15 protein-coding genes and 1 tRNA gene are annotated in these 22,736 nt (G+C 63.0%); 5 read left to right on the plus strand and 11 right to left on the minus strand.

Going from position 1 to position 22,736, the window contains the following annotated elements:
* Positions 1 to 19: 19 nt before the first annotated feature.
* The 4 genes from ACFPO9_RS18445 to ACFPO9_RS18460 all read right to left on the minus strand — a co-directional run bounded on the left by ACFPO9_RS18445 (position 20) and on the right by ACFPO9_RS18460 (position 5,970).
* Entirely contained in the window at positions 20 to 1,585 is a 1,566-nt protein-coding gene (locus ACFPO9_RS18445; protein ID WP_379773185.1) for a CHASE2 domain-containing protein, read from the minus strand.
* The gene (locus tag ACFPO9_RS18450; RefSeq protein ID WP_379773188.1) at positions 1,558 to 3,210 is read right to left on the minus strand and encodes a M48 family metalloprotease; all 1,653 of its coding nucleotides are present in this window, start codon (positions 3,208 to 3,210) and stop codon (positions 1,558 to 1,560) included. Before ACFPO9_RS18450 ends, ACFPO9_RS18445 begins: the two co-directional genes overlap by 28 nt.
* Positions 3,207 to 3,590: a hypothetical protein gene (locus ACFPO9_RS18455; protein ID WP_379773190.1), complete on the minus strand. Its 384-nt coding sequence runs from the start codon at positions 3,588 to 3,590 to the stop codon at positions 3,207 to 3,209. The genes ACFPO9_RS18450 and ACFPO9_RS18455 overlap by 4 nt, the downstream gene beginning before the upstream one ends.
* 628 nt (positions 3,591 to 4,218) lie before the next feature.
* Positions 4,219 to 5,970, minus strand: coding sequence for an ATP-dependent nuclease (locus ACFPO9_RS18460; protein WP_379773193.1), 1,752 nt, complete (start codon positions 5,968 to 5,970; stop codon positions 4,219 to 4,221).
* 607 nt (positions 5,971 to 6,577) lie between these two features.
* Here ACFPO9_RS18460 and ACFPO9_RS18465 point away from each other — a divergent pair.
* Positions 6,578 to 6,826 carry a helix-turn-helix transcriptional regulator gene (locus ACFPO9_RS18465; RefSeq protein ID WP_379773196.1) on the plus strand — a complete coding sequence of 83 codons (249 nt, stop codon included), beginning with the start codon at positions 6,578 to 6,580 and terminating at the stop codon, positions 6,824 to 6,826.
* Positions 6,827 to 6,943: 117 nt separating this feature from the next.
* Here the strand turns inward: ACFPO9_RS18465 and ACFPO9_RS18470 are convergent, their stop codons facing one another.
* The 7 genes from ACFPO9_RS18470 to ACFPO9_RS18500 form a co-directional block, all read right to left on the minus strand.
* Complete coding sequence (locus ACFPO9_RS18470; protein ID WP_379773199.1) at positions 6,944 to 8,083, minus strand: Fic family protein; 1,140 nt, start codon at positions 8,081 to 8,083, stop codon at positions 6,944 to 6,946.
* A gap of 54 nt (positions 8,084 to 8,137) precedes the next feature.
* The gene (locus ACFPO9_RS18475) at positions 8,138 to 9,334 is read right to left on the minus strand and encodes a tyrosine-type recombinase/integrase (protein ID WP_379773201.1); all 1,197 of its coding nucleotides are present in this window, start codon (positions 9,332 to 9,334) and stop codon (positions 8,138 to 8,140) included.
* 190 nt (positions 9,335 to 9,524) lie between these two features.
* Positions 9,525 to 9,614, minus strand: a tRNA-Ser gene (locus ACFPO9_RS18480).
* 155 nt (positions 9,615 to 9,769) lie between these two features.
* Positions 9,770 to 11,818, minus strand: a complete 2,049-nt coding sequence (locus ACFPO9_RS18485) for a putative bifunctional diguanylate cyclase/phosphodiesterase (RefSeq protein WP_379773204.1) — start codon at positions 11,816 to 11,818, stop codon at positions 9,770 to 9,772.
* On the minus strand, positions 11,811 to 12,995 hold the full coding sequence (locus ACFPO9_RS18490) for an HDOD domain-containing protein (RefSeq protein ID WP_379773207.1): 1,185 nt from the start codon (positions 12,993 to 12,995) through the stop codon (positions 11,811 to 11,813). The genes ACFPO9_RS18485 and ACFPO9_RS18490 overlap by 8 nt, the downstream gene beginning before the upstream one ends.
* Before the next feature lie 107 nt (positions 12,996 to 13,102).
* A complete protein-coding gene (locus ACFPO9_RS18495; protein ID WP_379773210.1) occupies positions 13,103 to 13,732 on the minus strand; it encodes a response regulator in 630 nt (209 codons plus the stop codon).
* Entirely contained in the window at positions 13,725 to 15,098 is a 1,374-nt protein-coding gene (locus tag ACFPO9_RS18500; protein ID WP_379773213.1) for a cache domain-containing protein, read from the minus strand. Before ACFPO9_RS18500 ends, ACFPO9_RS18495 begins: the two co-directional genes overlap by 8 nt.
* A 200-nt stretch (positions 15,099 to 15,298) precedes the next feature.
* Here ACFPO9_RS18500 and ACFPO9_RS18505 point away from each other — a divergent pair, with 200 nt between their 5' ends.
* From ACFPO9_RS18505 to ACFPO9_RS18520, 4 genes are all read left to right on the plus strand, one after another.
* Entirely contained in the window at positions 15,299 to 17,365 is a 2,067-nt protein-coding gene (locus ACFPO9_RS18505; RefSeq protein WP_379773215.1) for a carbon starvation CstA family protein, read from the plus strand.
* Between the two features lies 1 nt (position 17,366).
* On the plus strand, positions 17,367 to 17,564 hold the full coding sequence (locus tag ACFPO9_RS18510; RefSeq protein WP_230029486.1) for a YbdD/YjiX family protein: 198 nt from the start codon (positions 17,367 to 17,369) through the stop codon (positions 17,562 to 17,564).
* Positions 17,565 to 17,704: 140 nt separating this feature from the next.
* Complete coding sequence (locus tag ACFPO9_RS18515; RefSeq protein ID WP_379773217.1) at positions 17,705 to 20,536, plus strand: response regulator; 2,832 nt, start codon at positions 17,705 to 17,707, stop codon at positions 20,534 to 20,536.
* A gap of 1 nt (position 20,537) precedes the next feature.
* Positions 20,538 to 22,727 carry a putative bifunctional diguanylate cyclase/phosphodiesterase gene (locus ACFPO9_RS18520; RefSeq protein WP_379773220.1) on the plus strand — a complete coding sequence of 730 codons (2,190 nt, stop codon included), beginning with the start codon at positions 20,538 to 20,540 and terminating at the stop codon, positions 22,725 to 22,727.
* The last annotated feature ends 9 nt before the right edge of the window (positions 22,728 to 22,736 follow it).

Genomic DNA, 22,736 nt, shown 5'->3' on the forward strand with positions numbered 1-22,736 from the left:
CGGCAGGGATCGGTCTGGCTCAGGCGGTCTTGACGCTCTCCTCGTCCTCGTGGCCGCCCTTCCATTGCATGAGCATCCAGGCAAACGCTTCCTCGATCTTTTCGCCGATGTGCAGGAAATGCGCCCCCAGCGGGAACAGCGCGTACTCGACCCATACCATGGGCCCGAGTTCGAGCACTTCATAGCTCACGTAGATCAGCAGGAATACGACGGCGAGCGCCGCCGTGCCGAACATCAGGCCTGGCACGAGGCGAGAGCGCAGGCTGCGGCCGATCGCGCGCAGCAAGCCCTTCAGCCGCCTCCATGCCGTAGGCTCGACATGGTCTTTATCGGCGATCCCATGCGATGCGCTCCTCGCTTCGTCACTGCCCTTCTTCAGCCTCGGCGACACCCTTTCCTTGACCGCAATGAAGCCGCAAATCACGACCAGGGCGAACAAGGTGAATGCCGTGACCGCGCCACTGCCCGGCTCCGCGAACTCGCCGGCCCGGCGCGGCCTGCCCTCGAAGGACAGGAGGTTGTCCAGCGCCATCGCGTGCAGGTAAGCGCCGGCGACGCGTCCGTGGTAGGGGGTCGTGATGGTGTCCGCAGTGCTCTGCAGATGGGTGCCGTAAATGACGTATTTGCCGGCCAGCGCCTTGTGCAGTCCACCCGCATCGAGTCCGTTTGCGAGGTTCAGGGTACGCAGCGGCAGCGTGCGCTGGTAAGGGCACAATGGCGGCCCCATTTTCCCGAACGGCAGCACGCGCCACATGCTCCAGTTGGCAGCGCAGGGCCGGCCCGTGCCGACATCATGCTCGTCGTTGCGCATCCAGGAAAGATTGAAGGGATCGGTTTTCATTCCCCACACCAAGGCCATCGGCTCCTCGAGGACTTCCTTGTCGAGTTGGTGATCGATGGCATACAGGCGCGCCGCCGGCGAGGGATAACGCACTGCGTCCGCATGGCGCCCATGTTCGGCTTCGTGCCCGTCCTGACTGCCTTCGGGCAGGCCGACGTCGTATTCCCACACCGACTGGTCGAAGCCGTCGATCTTGAGGTTCAGGTAGGCCGCCTCGATGCAAGGCAGGCTCTTTCCTTGCACCTCGACGCGGCGCTTGAGCATTTCCGTCTCGACGCGCGACGGCGTCAGTCCTGCGTTGGCAAACGATCCGATAAAGACAGGCACGCCCTGCTGCCTGGCGCGGCAGGCAGTATCGATGAAACCGTCGAGATCGGGATCCCGGCGGTCGTCCAGGAATGCGATGTCGAAGAACACCGCTTTCGGCCCATACTTCAGCAGATGCTGCAGGCGGCGCTGGTGAAATCCGAGCGACACCGGCCACATCTCTTCGTATTGGCGCAAGTCGAGGTCGTCGATCAGCATGACCGTCACCTGGTCGCGCCCCGTGGCGGGATAGGTCTGGGTAACCACCGGCCCCCAGATGCGGGTGACGATGCGCTTAGCGCCCTCGCTCGAAGGCAACCATTGCGCAAAGAACGCGAACGCCACGCCGATCACCAGATTGATCGTGAACGCTGCGCCCCAGTGCAATTTATGCGAGTGATTCGAATGACTCATTTGATTTGCGAAGCCTTCGCGCATTCGTCGCGCATGTCGATGTATTTCTTCTGGCAGAGACTCACCAGTTCGGTAGCGCGCTCGGCCTTGCCGGCGCGGGCGTAGAACCCGATGGTCCCGGGCAGCGTGCTGCGCGCGAGCTCGAATTTCTTGTCGGTCCTGGCCAGGATGGACAAGGCAAGGTCGCTATGGCCAGATTGCAAGGCCAGTTTGATCCGGTCCTGATAGGGCTTGAAGCTCATGGCGGTTTCACCCACGGTCAATGCTTCTTCGACCTCTTCCAGTTTCAGCACCGGCGCGGCAGCCGGACTCGCCTTTTTGCGTCCGGCCTTCGGTGGTGGCGCCGCCGGCAGCGCGGACGCCAGCGGCGCTTGCTGGCCCAGGTCCGAGGCGTAGCGCATCGTGCGCGCGTATTCGTAGAACAGCAGCCAGTTGTTGCGGTCGACGTTCTTCAGTCCGACCTTGCGTGTCAGCTTTTCGCCCTTGCCCAAGGCCTCGCGCACACCCTCCGTGGTCAGGGAAGCGAACATGCCTTCGAGCTCGAATGCGCCGTTGTACATCTCGATCAGCTCGAGGTTGTCCTTCGACATCGCCACCTTGCGGTATTGATCGGAAACCGGCGCTTCCGCATCCTCGATCCATTCGCGGGGATAGAACTTCTCCGCATAGGCACTGGTCTTCGTGATGCGCGCGGTCGAGTCCGGATGCGTCGCCGTCAACAGTCCTTGCAGTTGCTGGCTGAGCTGGGTGCCGATGCCATTGATCGCCACGTCGACCTTGCCGACCTTGAGCGAGGCGTCGACGTCCGCCTGCAGGGCCGCGAGACGGGCCGTCTTGCGCTGGTTCTGGACTTCTTCCGCGCTGTTGTTCAGTTCGAGGAAGCGCTTCACGCCTTCCTGATAGGTGTAGCCGGCGGCATGGGTCAGGTCGATGGCGAAGGCGTCGGCGTCTTCTTCCTGCCCGCGCTTCCAGGCGGGGTGCGCCATCGAGTCGATGATCTCGACGACATACTGCATCTTCACGAGATTCTTCTTCGCCTGTTCCGGCAAGGGGATCTGGCCATCGAGCTTCTTTTCGAGGGCCGCCTTCACCAGCATCGCTTGGGCGTAGTAGCTTTGGGCCCATTTTGCCGCGTTGGCGAAGAAATCGCTGTTGTGGTGGCCGAGCGCGATATGGCCCAGCTCGTGCGCCAGCAAGGCGGCCAGCGTGTCTTCCTGGCCGCGCTTCAGGCGCGGATTGTTCAGGTTGTCGAACCAGCGGTAACTAATGAAGATGTTACCGTCCGCGGTCGTCTGCGCCGCCATGTCGTCGGTGGCCGAGATGTAGACGGTTCCCGGCAGGCCAGGAATGCCGGAAGCCTCCTTCAGCTTGCGCAGCACCGCGTTTGCGTACTGCTCCAGGGCCGGCGCCGACACCAGTCCGTAGCCCGCTGCGCGGCGGTCGAGCAGGTCGAGGTCCACGCCGATCGCCTGGTTGGACGTTTGATACGGTACGCCGCGCAGCTTGCTCAATTGGGTCTTGTCGGCACCGCCGAAAAACCTGGACAGGAAGTTCGATTCGCCGGCCGGCTGCGCAGGCGGCGTTTCCTGGGCAGAGCAGATGCCGGCCAGCGCCAGAAGCAGCGCCCCTGCAAGCGATGCCGGCCTCATTTCTTGCAGCCTTCGTTTGCGCCGCGGATCGTCGCCCCCTCGACGGGTGCACTGGCCTGCGCCAGGCAGCCAACGGAGACGGCCCGTGTCACGGAAACCTGTTTACGGCTGAGCCAGTAAACTTCGCCGTCGAGTTTGACCTTCAGGAACCTTTCTTCCTCATCCGTTTCATTCACAGGCAAGGGCAGCTTGATCTCTTCCTTCGGCACCTCCTTCACCTTCCTGGCCTGCGCCGGCCCCGAATATAGCGCAAGCTTCGACGACGTGACTGCGCTTACACCGGTAATCGCCCCCTCCTCGCTACCGGATGCCATGGCGACGGGGGCGGCCAATACCGTCATGGTCGCCAGGATTACCATCAGCTTGCCATTCAGTGCCATTCTGATCTCCACCGGAAGTGTTAGGTCGTTGCAAAAATGACAGTTTATTGTTTGTTCGATATTTACTCAATTTATTATTAACGCATAGCAAGAGGGGTGTTGATTTCTTGCAACGCCATGCTTCCGGGGTAGTGGTTGATTCCGTGGCGAAGCTGTGGCGCGACAGGTGCCAAACGCGGGCCGAATCGCCGCACTTTATGCGGTGAATGGAGGGCGTAATCGCCGCATTGGCGGTGAGTGCAAGGATTGGCGCAACGCCGATTGGCTTGGCCATTTCTGGACACCTGGACTCGTCGAAGCGAAAAAAAGCCCCAACTTGTGGGGCTCTGGTTCAATATGCTTGGCGGAAGCGGTGTCAGCAGTAGTTTGTCTATGAAAATCGAGACATGTTTTTTGGTCTACCCACCTGGGTGCCCACTGGGCCATTAAGGTTGCGCGTGCGAACTAGTTGCCAATATGGATTCGCTAAGTTTTTTTACCGAAGTATACTTTTCCGTGGATTCAACTGGTGAACGCACTATTTTATGACGACTGTTAGGCATTTTTAGTCATCACATCTCAGTTGCCACTGATACGTAGCGGCATAGCAACCGCGGACAAAATAAGTCTCTTAAACTGGGTGCTTGACTCATCGCTCCCCAGTCCCCTCTTGAGCACGCCAAATATTACGGACGAAGGTGCGCGCATCCTCCAACTCGGGATCGTTCTCCAGATTACGCTCCTCGAGAATCTTTTCCACGAATGCAGGCCCATGTTTCGCCTCAATGCTACGACAGAAACCCTCGAGTTCTCCTACGGGAACAATCCAAAGCCCTTTCTCTGCACATTTAGAACATAGCTGATCGAACTGGCCGATCGTACCGCCTCCCCGCAGTGCACTACGCCCGACGTGCTTAACGTTATCCCAGGGCGATAACATACTAAAGATGCTTTTGATGCCTTTCTCAACATCTTTCGGGAAAGTTGCCATCCCATTAATATTTTCAAGCTTCTCAAGGATTAGAGACTTTACCTGCTCGGCCCGCAGTGGCGGCCCTAGCGCCTCTACACTGTTTTTTACTGTTTGATAATGAGCACGAATATCCTCCCAAGTGCCACCGAGGGTTTCGTAGAGTCGACGAAATGTCCCCTCATCATTAAGGATGTCGATATCAGCGATAACCGACAATGACACGTCTAAATCGCGCAACGTGGAAGCCAACTTACCCATACGATGCTTTCCAGAAGCATGAATGAACAAGACATCAGGGTGAATATCGCCACTAATAGACGGAAGATTCAAAATCGAATTATAGAATAAGCAATCACCGTCAGACTCTGTGATAAACACATGCTTATAAAAGATGCCAGCAAACACCCCGGAATATTGGGTCAACGTATCGTTCGCTATGGCCGCAGTTTTTTCGCGGCTTAGCTCTTTCACTTTATTGATATTACCACTTCGTTGCAATCGAATAATCCGAACCTTATTATTACCCCCTGCGATTAATCCATCCAAGATATCAGTACTATGGGTAGCAATGAAAAGTTGAGAACGAGTACGCCGATGCGCCGCAATGTACTCACCCAACAATTTAGCCTGCGGGGGATGCAGGAAAGCCTCAGGTTCATCCAGAAATTGCACAGAGTGATTCTCTGTCGCGAGTGCGTGAATTAGCACGGTGGCGAAACTTCTCATGCCATCGCCTTGTGTCTGAAGCGGAACTGCTGTCGCAAGCAGCTTATCGATGTACGATCTTGAAAATTCCGTCTCGCCGTCATCCAATAATGGTTTCTCTCCGACATACAAAGGAAAATGAGAGCCGCCATTACGAAATACAATTAAGTCCTTACCGAATGCGCGCCTGAAAAGCTCGCTAATAGATGCCGTGAGCTTATCATCCATTAAGAGATAGTGGATGGGATGTGAGGGTGCATCTCGGTATAACGCAATAGCGCCACCGGGGTCTGCACCATTAATGCGATTCTCCGTAGCTACCCGACTACAAAAAAATGGCGATATAACGTGAAAGTTTTGTTCGGTTTCAAAAAACTGCAAGTGTGTATGATGAATTGAAAAGCCTAACCCCCCATACTGCACATTTTCAAGCGGGCCAATCTTCTGGGTATTGCGTTCGAGATATTCGCGGAATTGCTCCCCGGTCCCAACTTTCTTTATCCTCGCATCTTTTACGATCATCTGAGGCGTAGGTATACCAAGCCGACTCTGCAACTCACGTAGGGTTGCACTCTTCCCTGCATTGTTCGGCCCGACAAATACTACAATCTCATCCTCTTCAAACGAAAGGGTTTGTCCGTCAGAAAAGGTAATACTAGAAAAAGAAATCGCGGGACGCTCAACAATTGGCGCTACTGCCCCGTAACCAAGAATTTCGGTCATCAGTGAATAACCTACGATGAGTTAATAAAAATTTTGATTGTGCGGTACCACAACAGCAATCGAAGAGCATTCGACCTTCCGATATTTGCTATCGACAACATAAACTACAACTCTACCATACATTTTGTTAAGCCGGGAATGCGCCAAAGCGATTTAATTCTTGCAAGAAATAATTGTCATTTTTTTCACATTTGATGCCGAAATTGCGGAGACTTGCCGTCCTCCTAAATGATTACGTTACGACCATTGGCTAAGTATGGGGACCCGCATGTTTAATCTCGTAGAGATTAAACATTTAAGACGTTAGTCTATCCTGCCTGCCTGCCTGCCTGCCTGCCTGCCTGCCTGCCTGCCTGCCTGCCTGCCTGCCTGCCTGCAAAACCTAAACCCCAATAAACCGTCTTCAACGCGTTCGATCCTTCTGCTATGAAGCGTGCACAGGTACTGGCGCAATGTCTCAGCAACCACATGACGTCAAACTGGTACGCATTGTGGGTACTCGACTCTATGTCTATCGGTAAGCCTTATAGACACAGGAATATTTCGGTCCCTGACCACTGGCCTGACGTAGCCACGACGTCTCATTCACTTTCGTTTGGAGGCATCCATGGATCAACTAGCTCCTAATGTTGCTGTAGAACGCCGTGTATTGAGTAGTCGCCCAGCCGTGCAATTCATCAGACTCAAGGAAGTGCTTGCCATCTGCGGAAGATCGCGCAGCAGCATCTACGATGCGATCAAGAAAGGAAATTTCCCGAAACCTGTGAAGCTTCAAGGCAGGTCGTCGGCCTGGATCAGATGTGAAGTCGAACAGTGGGCAGTCCAGTGCATCCGCGCCAGTCGGCCTGATTCGTAGCGCAGCACGTGGAGAAAAAAGTTCGTCATGACGAACTCCGCGATTTCGTCATGACGAAAATTGGACGCCGCCGACAAGCCGGTACCGCCCTCAATCCGCGTCAACTTGTCACAATACTCAGGGTAGTGGAGACACTGGCCGTCTCACCAAGTCATAGCTTGTACTGCGCCCGCCAGCACCGGACCGCTGCAGGATGCCCACCTCAACCAACTCGTTGATGTCACGCAGCGCAGTGTCCATCGACGATTTCGCGATCGCAGCCCACTTGCTGCTAGTTAGCTTGCCCTCGAACCCATCGAGCAGCCGATTGATGATCTTAACTTGCCGCTCGTTGAGCGCCACGCCCGAGACCCGCTGCCAGAAGTGAGCCTTCTCCAGCACGGCGTCGAGCGCATGGTGGGCCAGGTCCACGGCCTCGCCGAGCATCTGCAGGAACCACAGCAGCCATTCGGTCACGTCCATGCCGGCCTTTTGCGTGCGCTCGAGGATGTCGTAGTACGCCTTGCGCTCGCGCTGGATCTGCGCCGACAGGCTGTAGAAGCGCTGCGGGCTGCCATCGGCACGCGCCAGCAGTAGGTCGCCGATGGCGCGCGCGATACGGCCGTTGCCATCGTCGAACGGGTGCAGGGTCACGAACCAGAGATGCCCGAGTCCGGCGCGGATCAGTGCCGGCTCGGCCTGGACCGGTGCGTTGACCCAAGCGAGGAAGCGCTCCATCTCGCCAGCCAAGCGCTGCGCCGGTGGGGCTTCGTAGTGGACGCGCTGCCGCCCAATGGGTCCGGACACGACTTGCATCGGACCGTGAGCATCGTCGCGCCACATGCCGGTACTGATATTGCTCAGGCCAGAGTAGCCGGTCGGGAAAAGCGCGGCATGCCAGGCAAACAAGCGCTCCGGGGTCAACGGCGACGAACTGTTGATGGTAGCATCGAGCACCATCTCGACCACGCCCTCGACGTGCCGGTCGACCGGCGCCAGCGAACCAATCTCGACGCCGAGGCGCCGTGCAATGGATGAACGTACTGAGGCGACGTTCAAGTGCTCACCCTCGATTTCGCTGGTCTTGATGACGTCGTCGGTCAATGCGGCCAGACTGGCCTGATCGCGCAGGCCCAGGCCGATATCGGCAAGCCTGCCCAGCAGAAGGCCCTGCCGCTGACTGACCTGCGCAAGCGGCGACACCAGCGCCGCCAAGTCGTAGCGCCAGTTCGGCCAGTCCGGAGCCTGCCAGATATAAGTGTAATCGCCGCAATTCATGCGGTGATTGTACGGATTAATCGCCGCATTGCCAATGCCGAAGAGAGCAGCCGTCTACTCCACGCTGCCGCAATAGTCGGCCCACGCCTGCATCAACACTACCCGCTTCTCGAGCAGGTCGCCACGTCGGTACGCCGCCTCGACCTTGTCCGGCAAGCCATGCGCCAACGCATGCTCGCAAACCTCGCGCGAGAACGAGTTCTTATCGTACTCCGAGCACCAGTCGCGGAAGGTCGAACGAAAGCCGTGCACGGTGATATCCGTCCTCCCCATGCGCCTCAAAACGCTCGTAAGGCTCATATCGGAAAGAAGCGTCTCCTTGTCCCGGCCGGGAAAAACAAAGCCGCTACGGCCCTCTATCGCGGCCAGGATGAAAACGGCGCCGGTAGACAGCGGAACCCGATGCTCCTTCCCCGCCTTCATGCGCTCGGCCGGGATCGTCCACAGCTTGGCGTCCATGTCGATCTCGGACCAGCGCGCCCCGCGCACCTCTCCCGACCGGCATGCGGTCAGGATGGCGAACTCAATGGCCCGCGCCGACACGCCCTCCCGTTTGCGCAGCTCCGTGATGAACGCCCTGATCTCGCGCCACGGCAGCGCCGGATGGTTCTTGACCGGCGCGATCTTGTTCGGGTTGGCGAGCAGGTTCTCCAGATGCCCGCGCCACCGCGCCGGATTTTCGTCATGACGAAATTTGTGTGTCGTGGCCCAGTCGAGGATGGACTCGATGCGTCCACGCAGGCGCGTAGCCGTCTCGGTCTTCGTAGTCCAAATCGGCCTGAGCACCTTGACGACAAGGGCCGTGTCCACATCGGCCACCGGCATCGCACCGATGATGGGGCTCACGTAGGCCGCGATCGTCGTCTCCCACTGCGCCGCATGCTTGGCGCTCTTCCAGCTGCCGCGGTGCGCCGAGATGTAAGCTGAGGCGCATTCGTCGAAGGTGACGCGCTTGGCCTGCTGGTGCACATACTCGGCCCGCGCCTTATCGCGCTCATCGATCGGATCGCGCTTTTCCAGCAGCACGAGGCGGCATTGCTTCGCCTTCTCGCGCGCCAGCGCCAGGTCGACGGTGTGACAGGAGCCGAGCCCCATCTCGCGGCGCCGGCCACAAAAGTCGTAGCGGAAGATCCAGCTTTTGGCGCCACTCTTCGACACCTGCAGCCAAAGCCCGGCGCCGTCGCCGTACATGCCAGGCCGTGTCACCGAACGGACCTTGATCGCGGAAAGCTTGTTGATCGTGTAGCTCATCGGTATCTACCCACCTTTCGGCATGGTCTCCGCCAAGATTTTCACTCTTGAAACGACCCATATTCCTACCCACCCCTCGTGCGTGGATGTGGGTAGATTCTAGTGGACGTCGGTGGACACCGATTTTGACTTTTCCCCTATGAGAAGACGAAAAAAAGCCCCATCGTGTGGGGCTCTTGTTCAGTATGCTTGGCGGAAGCGGTGAGATTCGAACTCACGAACGGGTTCCCCCGTCGGCAGTTTTCAAGACTGCTGCCTTCAACCACTCGGCCACGCTTCCTGGGGAACCGCATTATACATAAATCGTTGCTTGGCAGGCAGGGTTCGTGCTGTCGGCGGTTCAACCAAACTTGGATTCCCGCCTTCGCGGGAATGACGGCGTGGAGTGCGCGAGGATGACGGCATAACGTGCGAGGGGACGACGGCGCGACCGCCTCACGCGACGAGCAGCCAGTTCTCCCTGAGCGCCTTCTCGAAGTCGTACGCCGCCATCGGCTTCCCATACAAATACCCCTGCACCTCATCGCACCCGGCCTGGCGCAGGAACTCCATCTGCTCCAGCGTCTCCACACCCTCGGCGATGACCCGGTGCCCCAGCTTGCGCCCCATGCTGATGATGGTACTGGCAATCGCACAGTCACTGACGTCCGAAGGAATCCCGGTAGTGAAGGACCGGTCGATCTTCAAGGTGTCGATCGGGAAGCGCTTCAGGTACGAAAGCGAAGAGTACCCAGTCCCGAAGTCATCCAGCGACAGCGCCACGCCCAGCGCACTGATGTGATCCATGATCCCGATGACGTAATCGATATCATGCATCAGCGTACTCTCGGTAATCTCCAGCTCCAGCCAGGACGCATCGATGCGATAACGCTTCAAGGTATCCGCCACCCGTCCCGGCAGCGAAGACGTGAACTCGCGCGCCGACACGTTCACCGCCAGCCGGAACGGCGGCAGGCCGGCGCGCTGCCAGATCGCGGCCTGGGCGCAGGCCTGCTCCAGCACCCACTCGCCCACCTGGACGATCAGGCCGGTGGTCTCGGCCAGCGGAATGAAATCGCTGGGCGGGATCATGCCGCGCTGCGGGTGCATCCAGCGCACCAGGGCTTCGGCGCCCACCAGGCGCGAGCTGCCGATCTCGAATTTGGGCTGGTAGTGCAGCAGCAGTTCGCCGTGGCCCAGCGCGTGGCGCAGGCCGGTTTCGATCTGCATGCGCTGCTGCATGCCCTCGTTCATGTCGAGGCGGTAGAAGGCGACGTTGTGGTCCGGGTTGTCGACGCGCTCCTTGGCACGCTGCATCGCGATGTCGGCCATGCGCAGCAGCGTCTCGGCGTCGGCGCCGTCCTGCGGGTAGACGCTGATGCCGATGCTGGCGCCGACGCGCAGGTCGTGGCCGCCGATCAGGAAGGGGGCCTCCAGGACCGCCTGCAGTTTCTGCGCCACCGTGGTGGCTTCGAAGTGCTGGCGCACGTCGAACAAGCCGATCGCGAATTCGTCGGCGGCCAGGTGCGAGACCACGTCTTCGTCGCGCAGGGTCTTGCGGAAGCGCTGGGCGACCTGGCGCAGTAGCTCGTCGCCGACGGTGCGGCCGAGGGTGCCGTTGATCAGCTTGAAGCGGTTCAGGTCGATGTACAGCACGCAGGCCGTGCCCTCGTTGCGCTGGGCGGACATCAGGCCCTGGTCGACCAGGCGCGCGAACAGGGTGCGGTTCGGCAGGCCGGTCAGCTCCTGGTAGTAGGCCAGGTGGTGCAGGCGTTCCTCGGCCAGCTTGCGCTCGGTGATGTCGGTCAGGTAGGCGATCAGGCCGACCGGGTTGTCCTCGAGGTCGCGCAGCGGCGACAGCGACAGGCTGGCCCAGAAGATTTCGCCGGACTTCTTGCGGCGCCGGACTTCCATCATGCGGCCGCCCTGCTCCGCGAAGGCGTCCGGGAAGTCGGCGCCCTCCTCGCCGCCGTCGTCGACGTAGAGGAACAGGACGTGCCGTCCCACCGCTTCCACCGCCGTGTAGCCGAACAGCTGCTCGGCGCCGCGGTTCCAGCTGGTGATGTAGCCCATGCGGTCGGTGGTCAGCACCGATTCGTGAATCTGGTCGAGGATCTGCGACTGGTGCGCCAGCTGGGCCTCGACCTGGGCGTAGGCGTGGGTGGTGCGCTGGGCCAGGCCGTGCATCTGCAGCAGGGTGCCGGTCAGGGTCGCCAGGGCGTCGAGCTGGCGCCGGTCGGCGTCGCCGAAAGTGCGGCCGCCGAGCTGGTAGTGGCCGAGCACATCGCCATTCAACATGACCTGCGAAGCCAGCACACCATCGCCCGCATCGCTGCAACCGGCCACGAACACCGCCAAGGAACAAGCCAGCAGTTCGCCGGCGACGCGTCCCAGTTCCGCGTGCAGCGCGTCGCCGCGCAGGCCGAGTACCGCCTGGCAAAGCGCAGCGCTGCTGGCGGCGATGTCAAATGGCGGCACTGGCGGCGCGGGCGGCAGCTTAGACATTGCGCGCCACCTGTATCGCCCAGTGATAGGCACGGAGCTGGGCCTGCCACCAGGACAGGCTGTCGACGCCGGCGCCGTCCAGCACCGCGCGCGCCGGGCGGGAGATCTCGCACAGGCGCAGGCGCTGGCCGAGGCGGCCTTCGCGCGCCAGCAGGGCCGCTTCGACGTCCGGCGGCAGGTTCAGGTCGCGCAGCAGCGCGGCCATCGGGGTCCGGAACAGGCGGTCGAGCAACGAGAACACGCCCGTCATGAAGGCCAGGTCCTGTTCGTCGCGGTCGCCGCCGTCGCGCTTGCAGAGTTCTTCCAGCACCGCGCCGCGGCGCGCGGCGACCGGCAGCAGCAGGTTGGGCGGGCCGTCCGGGTCGTGGCGCGCATACAGCAGCAGTTGCAGCCAGCGCTGCAGCTGGCGCCGGCCGATGCGGCTGATGGCCTGGCCGAAGCTGGTGATCTGCAGGCCGCTCGAAAACGCGGCCGAGTTGACCAGCTTGAGCAGGTGGTAGGACAGCGCCGGGTCCTGCTTCAGCTGGGTTTCGAGTTCGTGCGAATCGGCGTCGCGCGAGAGCAGCGCCAGCATGGTCATCAGGCGCCGGCGCGTGGTGCCGTCGTCGTGCTGCTGCGGGTCTTCGGCATCGGCTTCGGCCTCGTCGAGCGCATAGCCGCCCGAGAACCAGCTGAAGCCCGCGTTCGCGCAGGCGCGCAGGGATGCCAGCGTGTCGACGCCGCGCGCCAGGTGCGGCCCGAACAGGGCCGGCAGCGAGGCCGGCGGCGGCGGGAAGGCATCGCCGCCCACCAGACGCGACACGCTGCGCAGCGCCAGCGGCGGCGCCGTCCCCTCGGGCAGCGGGCCGTCCAGCAGCACGCGGTAGCCGTCCAGCTGCAGGCCGGCCAGGCGTTTCGCCACGCCCTCCTCCGCCAGCGAGCGGGCGTCGACCGCCAGCACCACGCGGTTCGGCGGCAGCAGTTTCAAGACGGGAGGCGTCAGCAGCGCCGGCGAGTCCAGCAGCAGGATGCAATCCAGGGGCGCGACGGCGGCCAGCAGGTCGGGCGCGCCGAACATGGCCTGCAGGGTGGCGTCGTCGAAGCTGCCCTCGGCCGCGCGCAACAGCAGCGCGACCCATTCGTTCTGCGCGTTGGCCACGGAACGGATGTCAACCAACGGGAATGGGACAGCAGGCATTAGCTATTGATGTTTATGCATGATTGGTCAATTCATCAATATTAGTGCAGGCATTATCGGAAAGCAACTCAAATGTTTCCACATGGATACACTTTATCCGAGAATATTTACAATGCGTGCTGGACCGCGAATTTGATGAGCTCAGCCTGCCCTTCGATGCCCAGTTTGCGCTTGATGTTCAGGCGGTGGGTCTCGACGGTGCGCACCGACAGGTCGAGCGCGCGGGCGATCTGCTTGTTCGATTCGCCGTTGGCGATATGCCGCAGGACTTCCTGTTCGCGCGTGGTCAACTGGTTGTCCGGCATCGCCGGGCGGGCAAGCTGGCGCGCCACCGGGGCGCTGTAGTAGATGCCGCCGGCCATCACGGTGTCGATCGCCAGCACGATGTCCCTACCCGGCGCATCCTTCAGCACGTAGCCGCGCGCGCCGGCCTGCATCGCCTGGCTCACGTATTCGAGCTTGTCGTGCATGGACAGGATCAGCACGGCGACTTCCGGGTGGCTGCGGCCCAGCTGCGCGGTGGTCTCGATGCCGCTGCCGTCGCGCATGGTGATGTCCATCAGCACCAGGTCGACCCGGGCGCCGGCGACCATCGCGAGGGCCTCGGCGCCGGAGCCGGCTTCGGCCGCCACGCGGAAGTGCGGCACCGCTTCCAGGCGCGCGCGCAGGCCGTCGCGCACCAGGGGGTGGTCGTCCACCAGCATGATATGGACGGGCTTGTCGGAGAGTTCAGTCATCGTGGTTCCAGTGGCTTAGGTCGACGGTCGCGCGCACCGTGGTGCCCGTGTTCGATGATGCGATCCGGAGCGCGCCGCCGATCGCGTCGAGCCGCTCCATCATGTTGCGCAGGCCGATGCCGCGCTGCGGGTGCACGGCGACGTCTTCCGTGTCGAAGCCGGCGCCGTCGTCGGCCACCGCCAGCGTCAGTTCCTGGCGCCGCCGTTCCAGCGACAGCGAGATCGTCGATGCATGCGCATGCCGCTCGATATTCGTCAGCGCTTCCTGGGCGATGCGGAATAGCACCGTGCCCACCACCTGCGGCAGCTTCTCGACCCGGCCGGCCGCCGTGAACGACACCGGCATGCCGCTGTGCTGGCTGAATTCCTCGGCCAGGTGTTCCAGGGCGGCGCCCAGGCCCATGTCGTCGAGCAGGGTCGGGCGCAGGTCGTGCGAGATGCGCCGCACTTCGCCCAGCACCTTGTTGAGCTCCTCCGCGGTGCGCTCGAAGCTGGCGCGCGCCTGCTGTTGCTGTTCGGCGTTGCCGGCCAGGCGGATCACGCCGGCCTCGATCTGCAGCTTGATCGACACCAGCCACTGGCTGATGCCGTCGTGCAGGTCGCGCGACAGGCGCGCGCGTTCCGTCTCCTGCGAGTCGACCACGCGCTGGGCCAGCACCTTCAGCTTGGCGTCGGCGACCCGCGATTCGCTCACGTTCAGCGCCAGCCCGGAAGCGCCGATCGCCAGCGCCGCCAGGATGGCCAGGCCGGCGATCCACCACATCGTGGTCTCGATATTCTTCGACTGCTGGACATCGACCTTGGCCAGGGCGGCGTCGACGTCGTCCAGGTACAAGCCGCTGCCCATCATCCAGCCCCAGTCGGCGATCGGCACCACATAGCCCAGCTTGGGCGCGGCCACGCCGCTCGAGGGCTTGGCCCAGTTGTAGCGCACCAGTCCCCCGCCCTTCCTGGCCACGGCGATCAGGTTCTGGATGGTCGGCGCGCCGAACTGGTCGTGCAGGTTCCACAGGTCGCGCCCGACCAGCTCGGGCTGGCGCGGGTGCATCAGGTTGCGGCCGTTCAGGTCGTAGACGAAGAAATAGCCGTCGTTGCCGAAGCTGAGCGAGGCCAGCACGCGCTTGGCTTCCTCCAGCGTGGCCGGGTCCTTGCGCCCGGAGGCGGTCAGATGCGCGATGGCGTGCGAGGCCAGCTCGACGTAATGCTCGAGCTCGGCCTGCTTGGTGGCCAGGTAAGCCTGCTGGATGGTGGCGCGCTGCTGCTGGGCCAGGGTCACGGCCTGCTGGCGGATGAACAGGGCGATCGCGCACAGGGCCAGGATCAGGGGCGCGATCGCAAGAAAGATGAACTTCTGCCGTAACTTCATTCCGTGCGCATGGATTTCGTCGTAACATGAAATTGTACGCCTGATCACGCGGCCGGCCCTACGTAATGCTACGGAGGCGCCTGCGTAATCATGCGCTTGTTGTCAGCAAGGCGGTGCAAGATACTCACCGATAGCTTGTCAGTAATGTAGGCAATAAAAAGCATTTACAGAATAAGCAATCACTTGGAGGAGTCATCATCATGAATCGTCTTACGAGCCGGCTCGGTTGGGCCGCGCTTTCGCTGGCGGGCGCCATTTCGCTCGCCTATGTCGCGTTGAACCGCGGCGAATCCATCAATGCGGTCTGGGTGGTGGTCGCCGCCGTGTGCGTCTACCTGATCGCCTACCGCTTCTACAGCCTTTATATTTCCGACAAGGTGATGGGCCTGGACCCCCGCCGCCAGACCCCGGCCTACAAATTCAACGACGGCCTCGACTTCGTGCCGACCAACCGCTACGTGCTGTTCGGCCACCACTTCGCCGCGATCGCCGGCGCCGGCCCGCTGGTCGGCCCGGTCCTGGCGGCCCAGATGGGCTACCTGCCCGGCATGCTGTGGATCCTGTCCGGCGTGGTGCTGGCCGGCGCGGTCCAGGACTTCATGGTGCTGTTCATGTCGATGCGCCGCGACGGCCGTTCGCTGGGCGACCTGATCAAGTCCGAGATGGGCGAGATTCCCGGCGTCATCGCCCTGTTCGGCACCTTCATGATCATGGTGATCATCCTGGCCGTGCTGGCGCTGATCGTCGTGAAGGCCCTCACCGGCTCGCCGTGGGGTTCCTTCACCGTGATGGCCACCATCCCGATCGCCCTGTTCATGGGCGTCTACTCGCGCTTCATCCGCGTCGGCCGCATCGGCGAAGTCTCGCTGATCGGCTTCGTGCTGCTGATGCTGGCGATCATCGGCGGCCAGTGGGTCCACGATTCGCCGACCCTGGCCCCGATGTTCACCTTCACCGGCGTGCAGCTGACCTGGATGCTGATCGGCTACGGCTTCGTCGCGTCCGTGATTCCCGTGTGGCTGCTGCTGGCCCCGCGCGACTACCTGTCCACCTTCTTGAAGATCGGCACCATCGTCGCCCTGGCGCTGGGCATCGTGTTCGTCGCGCCGATGCTGCAGATGCCGGCGCTGACCCGCTTCATCGACGGCTCCGGCCCGGCCTGGTCCGGCAAGCTGTTCCCCTTCCTCTTCATCACCATCGCCTGTGGCGCCGTCTCCGGCTTCCACGCGCTCATCTCCTCGGGCACCACGCCCAAGATGATCGAGAACGAATCCCACGCCCGCTTCATCGGCTACGGCGGCATGCTGATGGAGTCGTTTGTCGCCATCATGGCGCTGGTGGCCGCGTCGACCATCGATCCGGGCGTCTACTTTGCGATGAACAGCCCGGCCGCGCTGGTCGGCACCACCGCCCAGACCGCAGCCACCGCGGTGTCCAACCTCGGCTTCGTGATCACGCCTGAAACGCTCACCCAGATGGCCAAGGACGTCGGCGAGAACACCATCATCTCGCGCGCCGGCGGCGCCCCGACCCTGGCGGTCGGCATGGCCCACATCCTGTCCAACGTCATCGGCGGCAAGGCGATGATGGCCTTCTGGTACCACTTCGCGATCCTGTTCGAGGCCCTGTTCATCCTGACCGCGGTGGACGCGGGCACCCGCGCCGGCCGCTTCATGCTGCAGGACCTGCTGGGCGCCTTCATGCCCTCGTTCAAGCGCACCGAGTCGCTGCCGGCCAACCTGATCGCCACCGGCCTGTGCGTGGCGGCCTGGGGCTATTTCCTGTACCAGGGCGTGGTCGATCCGCTGGGCGGCATCAACACCCTGTGGCCGCTGTTCGGCATCGCCAACCAGATGCTGGCGGGTATCGCGCTGACCCTGGGCACGGTCGTGCTGTTCAAGATGAAGCGCGGCCAGTACGCCTGGGTCACCATCGTGCCGACCATCTGGCTGCTGATCTGCACCCTGACCGCCGGCTGGCAGAAGATCTTCGATCCAAACGTCAAGGTCGGCTTCCTGGCCCACGCGAACAAGTTCCAGGCCGCCCTCGACCAGGGCCAGGTGCTGGCGCCGGCCAAGAGCCTGGACCAGATGGGCCGCGTGATCTTCAACGACTACGTCGACGCCACCCTGTGCGGCTTCTTCATGTTCGTGGTGGTCGCCGTGCTGCTGTTCGGCATCCGCACCGCCATGCAGGCGAACAAGCAGGCTCGTCCGAGCGCCAAGGAAACCGAGTATGTGCCGGCCGAGCCGGCGGTCGAGGCATAGCATGTTCAGCACGCTCGCACAGGCAGGCAAATACCTCGGGCAAAGCATGCGCCTGATGGTCGGCCTGCCGGAATACGACACCTATGTGGCGCACATGGAAAAGACCCATCCGGATCAACCCATCATGAGTTACGAGGAGTTCTTCCGCGAGCGCCAGCAGGCACGCTACGGCAACGGCAAACGCGGTGGATGCTGCTGAGATGAATCCGTAACGCATAGCCAACAAAGGGACGCCAATGTGCGTCCCTTTGTACTTTGATGCACCACAAATGCGGGGAACAAACGCTCCCCTATAGTCCCTTCTTGCGGGAAAGCTCTTTCCCTATGGATTTGCGGACTATGCCGACATTCGAGCGTTCCAGCCTCAGCCATAAACTGACGACCATGTGCCTGCTGTCGGCCGCGAGCGCATTGCTGATTGCGTTCGCCGCGTTCGCGCTGGCCACCGTGTCGGAGCATCGCCGCAACGAGACGGCGGGCCTGAGCGCGCTGGCCCAGGTGCTGGCCCGCAGCAGCCAGGATGCGCTGCAGTTCAACGACCGCAAGCTGGCGGCCCAGATCCTGTCGGCCGCCCAGGAAAGGCCGGCGCTGCAGTCGGCCGTGCTGTACGACCGCAAGGGCCGTCCCTTCGCAAGCTGGCGTGCGGAAGGCAGCGAGAGCGTCCACCTGGACTCCCTGCCCGAGCTGGGCCAGAGCGCGCTGGACGAAGCGACCCTGGCCGCCAGCCGTCCCTGGCTGCCCAGCATGCGCGTCTACCGCCAGGTGGCGCCGGACGCCAGCGGCCAGCCTGCCGGCGTGGTGATGGTCGAAGCCGACCAGCGCCCGGTCTGGCTGCGCCTGGCGCGCGCGATCGGCGCGATGGCGGTGGCGCTGGCGAGCGGCATGCTGGTCTCCTGGATCCTGGCGCGGCGCATACGGCGCAGCATCGCCGACCCGATCGCCAAGCTGATCAACACCGCGCAAAAGGTCGCCGCCAGCCAGAACTACACGCTGCGCATCGCCCACCAGCGCGACGACGAGCTGGGCGCCCTGATCGACAGCTTCAACAACATGCTGGCCCAGGTCGAGGGCCGCGGCCAGGCCCTCACCCACCACCGCGACGAGCTCGAACGCCAGGTCTCGGTGCGCACCGAGCAGCTGGAAAAGGCCAAGAACGCGGCCGAAGCGGCCAGCCGCGCCAAGAGCGCCTTCCTGGCCACCATGAGCCACGAGATCCGCACCCCGATGAACGGCGTGCTGGGCATGGCGGAAATGCTGCTGGGGACGGAATTGAGCGAGACCCAGCGCAACTACACCCAGCTGGTCAAGCAGTCGGGCGAGCACCTGCTGGTGATCATCAACGACATCCTCGATTTCTCGAAGATCGAGGCCGGCAAGCTCACCGTCGAGTACATCAACTTCAACCTGTGGGACCAGCTGGACGACATCCATACCGTCTACACGCCCCAGGCCGAAGCCAAGAACATCGCCATGCACTTCGATATCGCCAACGACATCCCGGTGGCGATCTGCGGCGACCCCAACCGCCTGCGCCAGATCATGGCCAACCTGCTGGGCAATGCGATCAAGTTCACCAACGAGGGGCGGATCCTGGCGCGGGTGCGCATCGCCAGCGAGGACAACCAGGCCGTGATGCTGCGCTTCGAGGTGCACGACACCGGCATCGGTATCTCGCGCGATGCCAGGGGCCGCATCTTCGAAGCCTTCTCCCAGGCCGACGACTCGACCACCCGCAAGTTCGGCGGCACCGGGCTCGGGCTGGCGATCTCGAAGCAGCTGGTCGAACTGATGGGCGGATCGATCGGCGTCGACAACGCGCGCCCGCAAGGCTCGGTGTTCTGGTTCACGGTGGCCTTCGACAAGCGCCGCGTCGATCCGGACGCGCCGGGCGACCACCAGCACACCATCGACGGCCTGCGCGTGCTGGTGATCGACGAGAACGAGAGCAGCCGCGTCGGCCTGGAGCGCCACCTCGCCGCCTGGCATGTCGAATGCGACGGCGCCGAATGCGCCGACGAAGCCCTGGAGCGCCTGCACGACGCCGCGCGCGAAGGCCGCCCCTACGATGCCGCGGTGCTCGACATGGAGCTGGAACAGGTCAGCGGCCTGCTGCTGGCGGCGTCGATCAAGAGCGAGCCCGCCACCAGGGCGACGCGCCTGATTTTACTGAGTCCCGAAAAGCTGGCCGCCGACCCGGTCCAGCGCCGCGAGGCCGGCGTGGCCTACCAGCTGATCAAGCCGGCCCGCGCCGCCGACCTGTTCGCCTGCCTGGCGACCCGCCCGCGCGGCCAGGTGGCGCCGGCGCCGCGCTTCGTGCCGCCGAATCCCCTGCACCAGGACGGCAGCCGTCCGCGTGCGCGCCGCGTGCTGCTGGCCGAGGACAACCCGGTCAACATCGAGGTCGCGCGCGCCATGCTGGAAAGCCTGGACCTGCGCGTCGACTGCGCCCGCAACGGCGAAGAGGCCCTGCACGCGGTGCGCGCCGGCGCCGATGCGGCCCAGTACGACTGCGTGCTGATGGATTGCCAGATGCCGGTGATGGACGGCTTTGCCGCCACCGCCGCGATCCGCCGCGAGGAGCGCGAGGCCGGCCGCGGACGGGTGCTGCCCATCATCGCGATCACCGCCAACGCGCTGCAGGGCGACCGCGAAGCCTGTCTCGCCGCCGGCATGGACGACTATTTGTCGAAGCCTTTCTCGCAGCAGGACCTGGCCGCCGTGATCGGGCGCTGGATGGCGCTGCCGCTGGCGGCCACCGTGCACCACGACGACGAGCCGCCGCGCCTGCCGCGCGAATCGGTCGAGGTGATCCAGCGCGACGTCATCAACCGCGCGGCGCTGGAAAAGATCCGCATGCTGTCGCGCGAACGCGGCGACGCCCTGGTGCAGAAGGTGATCAACGCCTACGTGGACGACACGCCGCAGCAGCTCTCCACCCTGCGCCGCGCGATCGGCGTCATGGCCACCCACGACGTGCGGCGCATCGCCCACACCCTGAAATCCGCCAGCGCCAACGTCGGCGCCGAGGCCCTCGCCGCCCTGTGCAAGGAAATGGAGCACCTCGGCCGCGCCGACACCACCGAAGGGGCGGATTCGCTCCTGACCAATATGGAACAGGAGTTCGAGGCCGTCCGGGACTCGCTCACCGCCCTCCTTGAGAAGGAAACCTGACATGCCAGCCCCTTCCTCCAAACACCGCGCGAACCGGCCCGGCGTCGTGCTGGTCGCCGACGACGATCCGGTGATGCGCTTGCTGATGGTCGAGATGCTCGATGGCGTCAACCTGGACGCCATCGAGGCCGAGGACGGGCTGCAAGCGGTGCAGCTCGCGCGCGAGTGCGCGCCGGACCTGATCCTGATGGACGTCGAGATGCCGCACATGGACGGCTTTGCCGCCTGCCGCGCGATCCGCGATTCCGAGAACGGCGCCACCGTGCCGATCGTGATGGTGACCGGCGGCGACGACCTCGAAGCCGTCACCAATGCCTACGAGGCCGGCGCCACCGACTTCGTCTCCAAGCCGATCAACTGGCCCATCCTCGGCCACCGAGTGCTCTACGTGCTGCGCGCCAGCGACGCCATCGTGCGCCTGCGCATTGCCGACGCCCAGAACCGCGCGGTGCTGGCGGCGATTCCCGACACCTTCTTCCGCATGGACCAGAACGGGGTCTATCTCGACTATGAGACGGGACATACGGGCGGCCGCCATATCGGCAACCGGCGCGAGAGTGCAAGCGGCGAGGATTTCGCCGCCGACGAATGCGTGGGCAAGCATGTGAGCGAGGTGCTGCCGCGCGATATCGCCGAGCGCATGCTGGAGCAGGTCGAGATCGCGCTGCGCATCCGGCAGGTGCGCTCGGTGGAATATGAGCTGATCCGCTTCGGCCAGGTCCAGCACTACGAAGCGCGCCTGGTCGCCACCGGTTCGTCCGAGGTGCTGGGCCTGGTGCGCGACATCAGCGAACGCAAGCGCGCCGAAGAGCAGATCCGACGCCTGGCCTACTGCGACAGCCTGACCGGCATCCCCAACCGCCAGGCCTTCCTGGAGATGCTGGAGCGCGAGCTGCAGCGCTCGAAGATCGGCAACAAGAAGTTCGCCGTGCTGTTCATGGACCTGGACGCCTTCAAGCGCATCAACGACACCCTCGGCCACAACGTCGGCGACCAGCTGCTGCAGCAGGTCTCGGACCGCCTGCGCGACACCATCCGCCCCAGCGACCTGCTGTCGCGCGGCGACTCGCTCACCCGCGAAGGCTTTGATCCACGCCCGGACCAGGGCAGCAACCTGGCGCGCCTGGGCGGCGACGAGTTCACGATCCTGATCCCGGACCTCGACCGCGTCGAGCATGCGCTCAACGTCGCCCATCGCGTGAAGGATGCGATGCGGCGTCCCTTCATCATCGAGGGCAACGAGATCTTCGTGACCGCCTCGATCGGCATTTCGCTGTTCCCGGAAGACGGCGACGATTGCAACTCCCTGCTGAAGTTCGCGGACACCGCGATGTACCACGCCAAGAACTGCGGCAAGAACAACGCCAAGCTGTATTCGTCCTCGCTGACGATGCAGATCATGAGCCACGTGAAGCTCGAAGTCGGCCTGCGCAAGGCATTGCAGAACGACGAACTCTACCTGCTGTACCAGCCGCAGCTGGACGTGCGCTCGTCCGAGATCGTCGGCGTCGAGGCCCTGGTGCGCTGGCGTCACGCCGAACGCGGCATCATCTCGCCCACCGAATTCATCCCGCTGGCCGAGGAGACCGGGCTGATCGTGCCGATCGGCGAGTGGGTGCTGCGCACCGCCTGCAGCCAGGCCCGCGCCTGGCAGAAGCTGACCCGGCGCCCGGTGCGCATGGCGGTCAACCTGTCGGCCAAGCAGTTCAAGGACGAGAACCTGAGCCAGATCGTGCTCTCGGCCCTGCACGACACGGGGCTGGACCCGCGCCTGCTGGAGCTCGAGCTGACCGAAGGCACCTTGATGGACGACGCCAAGGCGACCCTGGCCACGCTGGAGCAGCTGCGCGGCATCGGCGTCTACCTGTCGATCGACGACTTCGGCACCGGCTACTCGTCGATGAACTACCTGAAGCGCTTCGACGTGCGGGCCCTGAAGATCGACCGCAGCTTCATCAGCGGCCTGCCGCAGGATTCCGAGAACGCCGCCATCACGCGCGCCATCATCGCGATGGCGCACGGGCTCAAGATGGTGGTGGTGGCCGAGGGGGTGGAGACCGGCGAGCAGCTGGTGCTGCTCGAGCAGTACGGCTGCGACCTGGTGCAGGGCTTTTACCTTGGGCGGCCGTCGCCGGCGGAGTCGGTGACCGGGATGCTGCAGTCGCTCTGGGTGCCGGTGGCGGAGAAATAGCGCAGGGTG

Origin of the sequence: Massilia aerilata (assembly GCF_042656905.1) — a bacterium.
Taxonomy (GTDB): Bacteria; Pseudomonadota; Gammaproteobacteria; order Burkholderiales; family Burkholderiaceae_D; genus Telluria; species Telluria aerilata.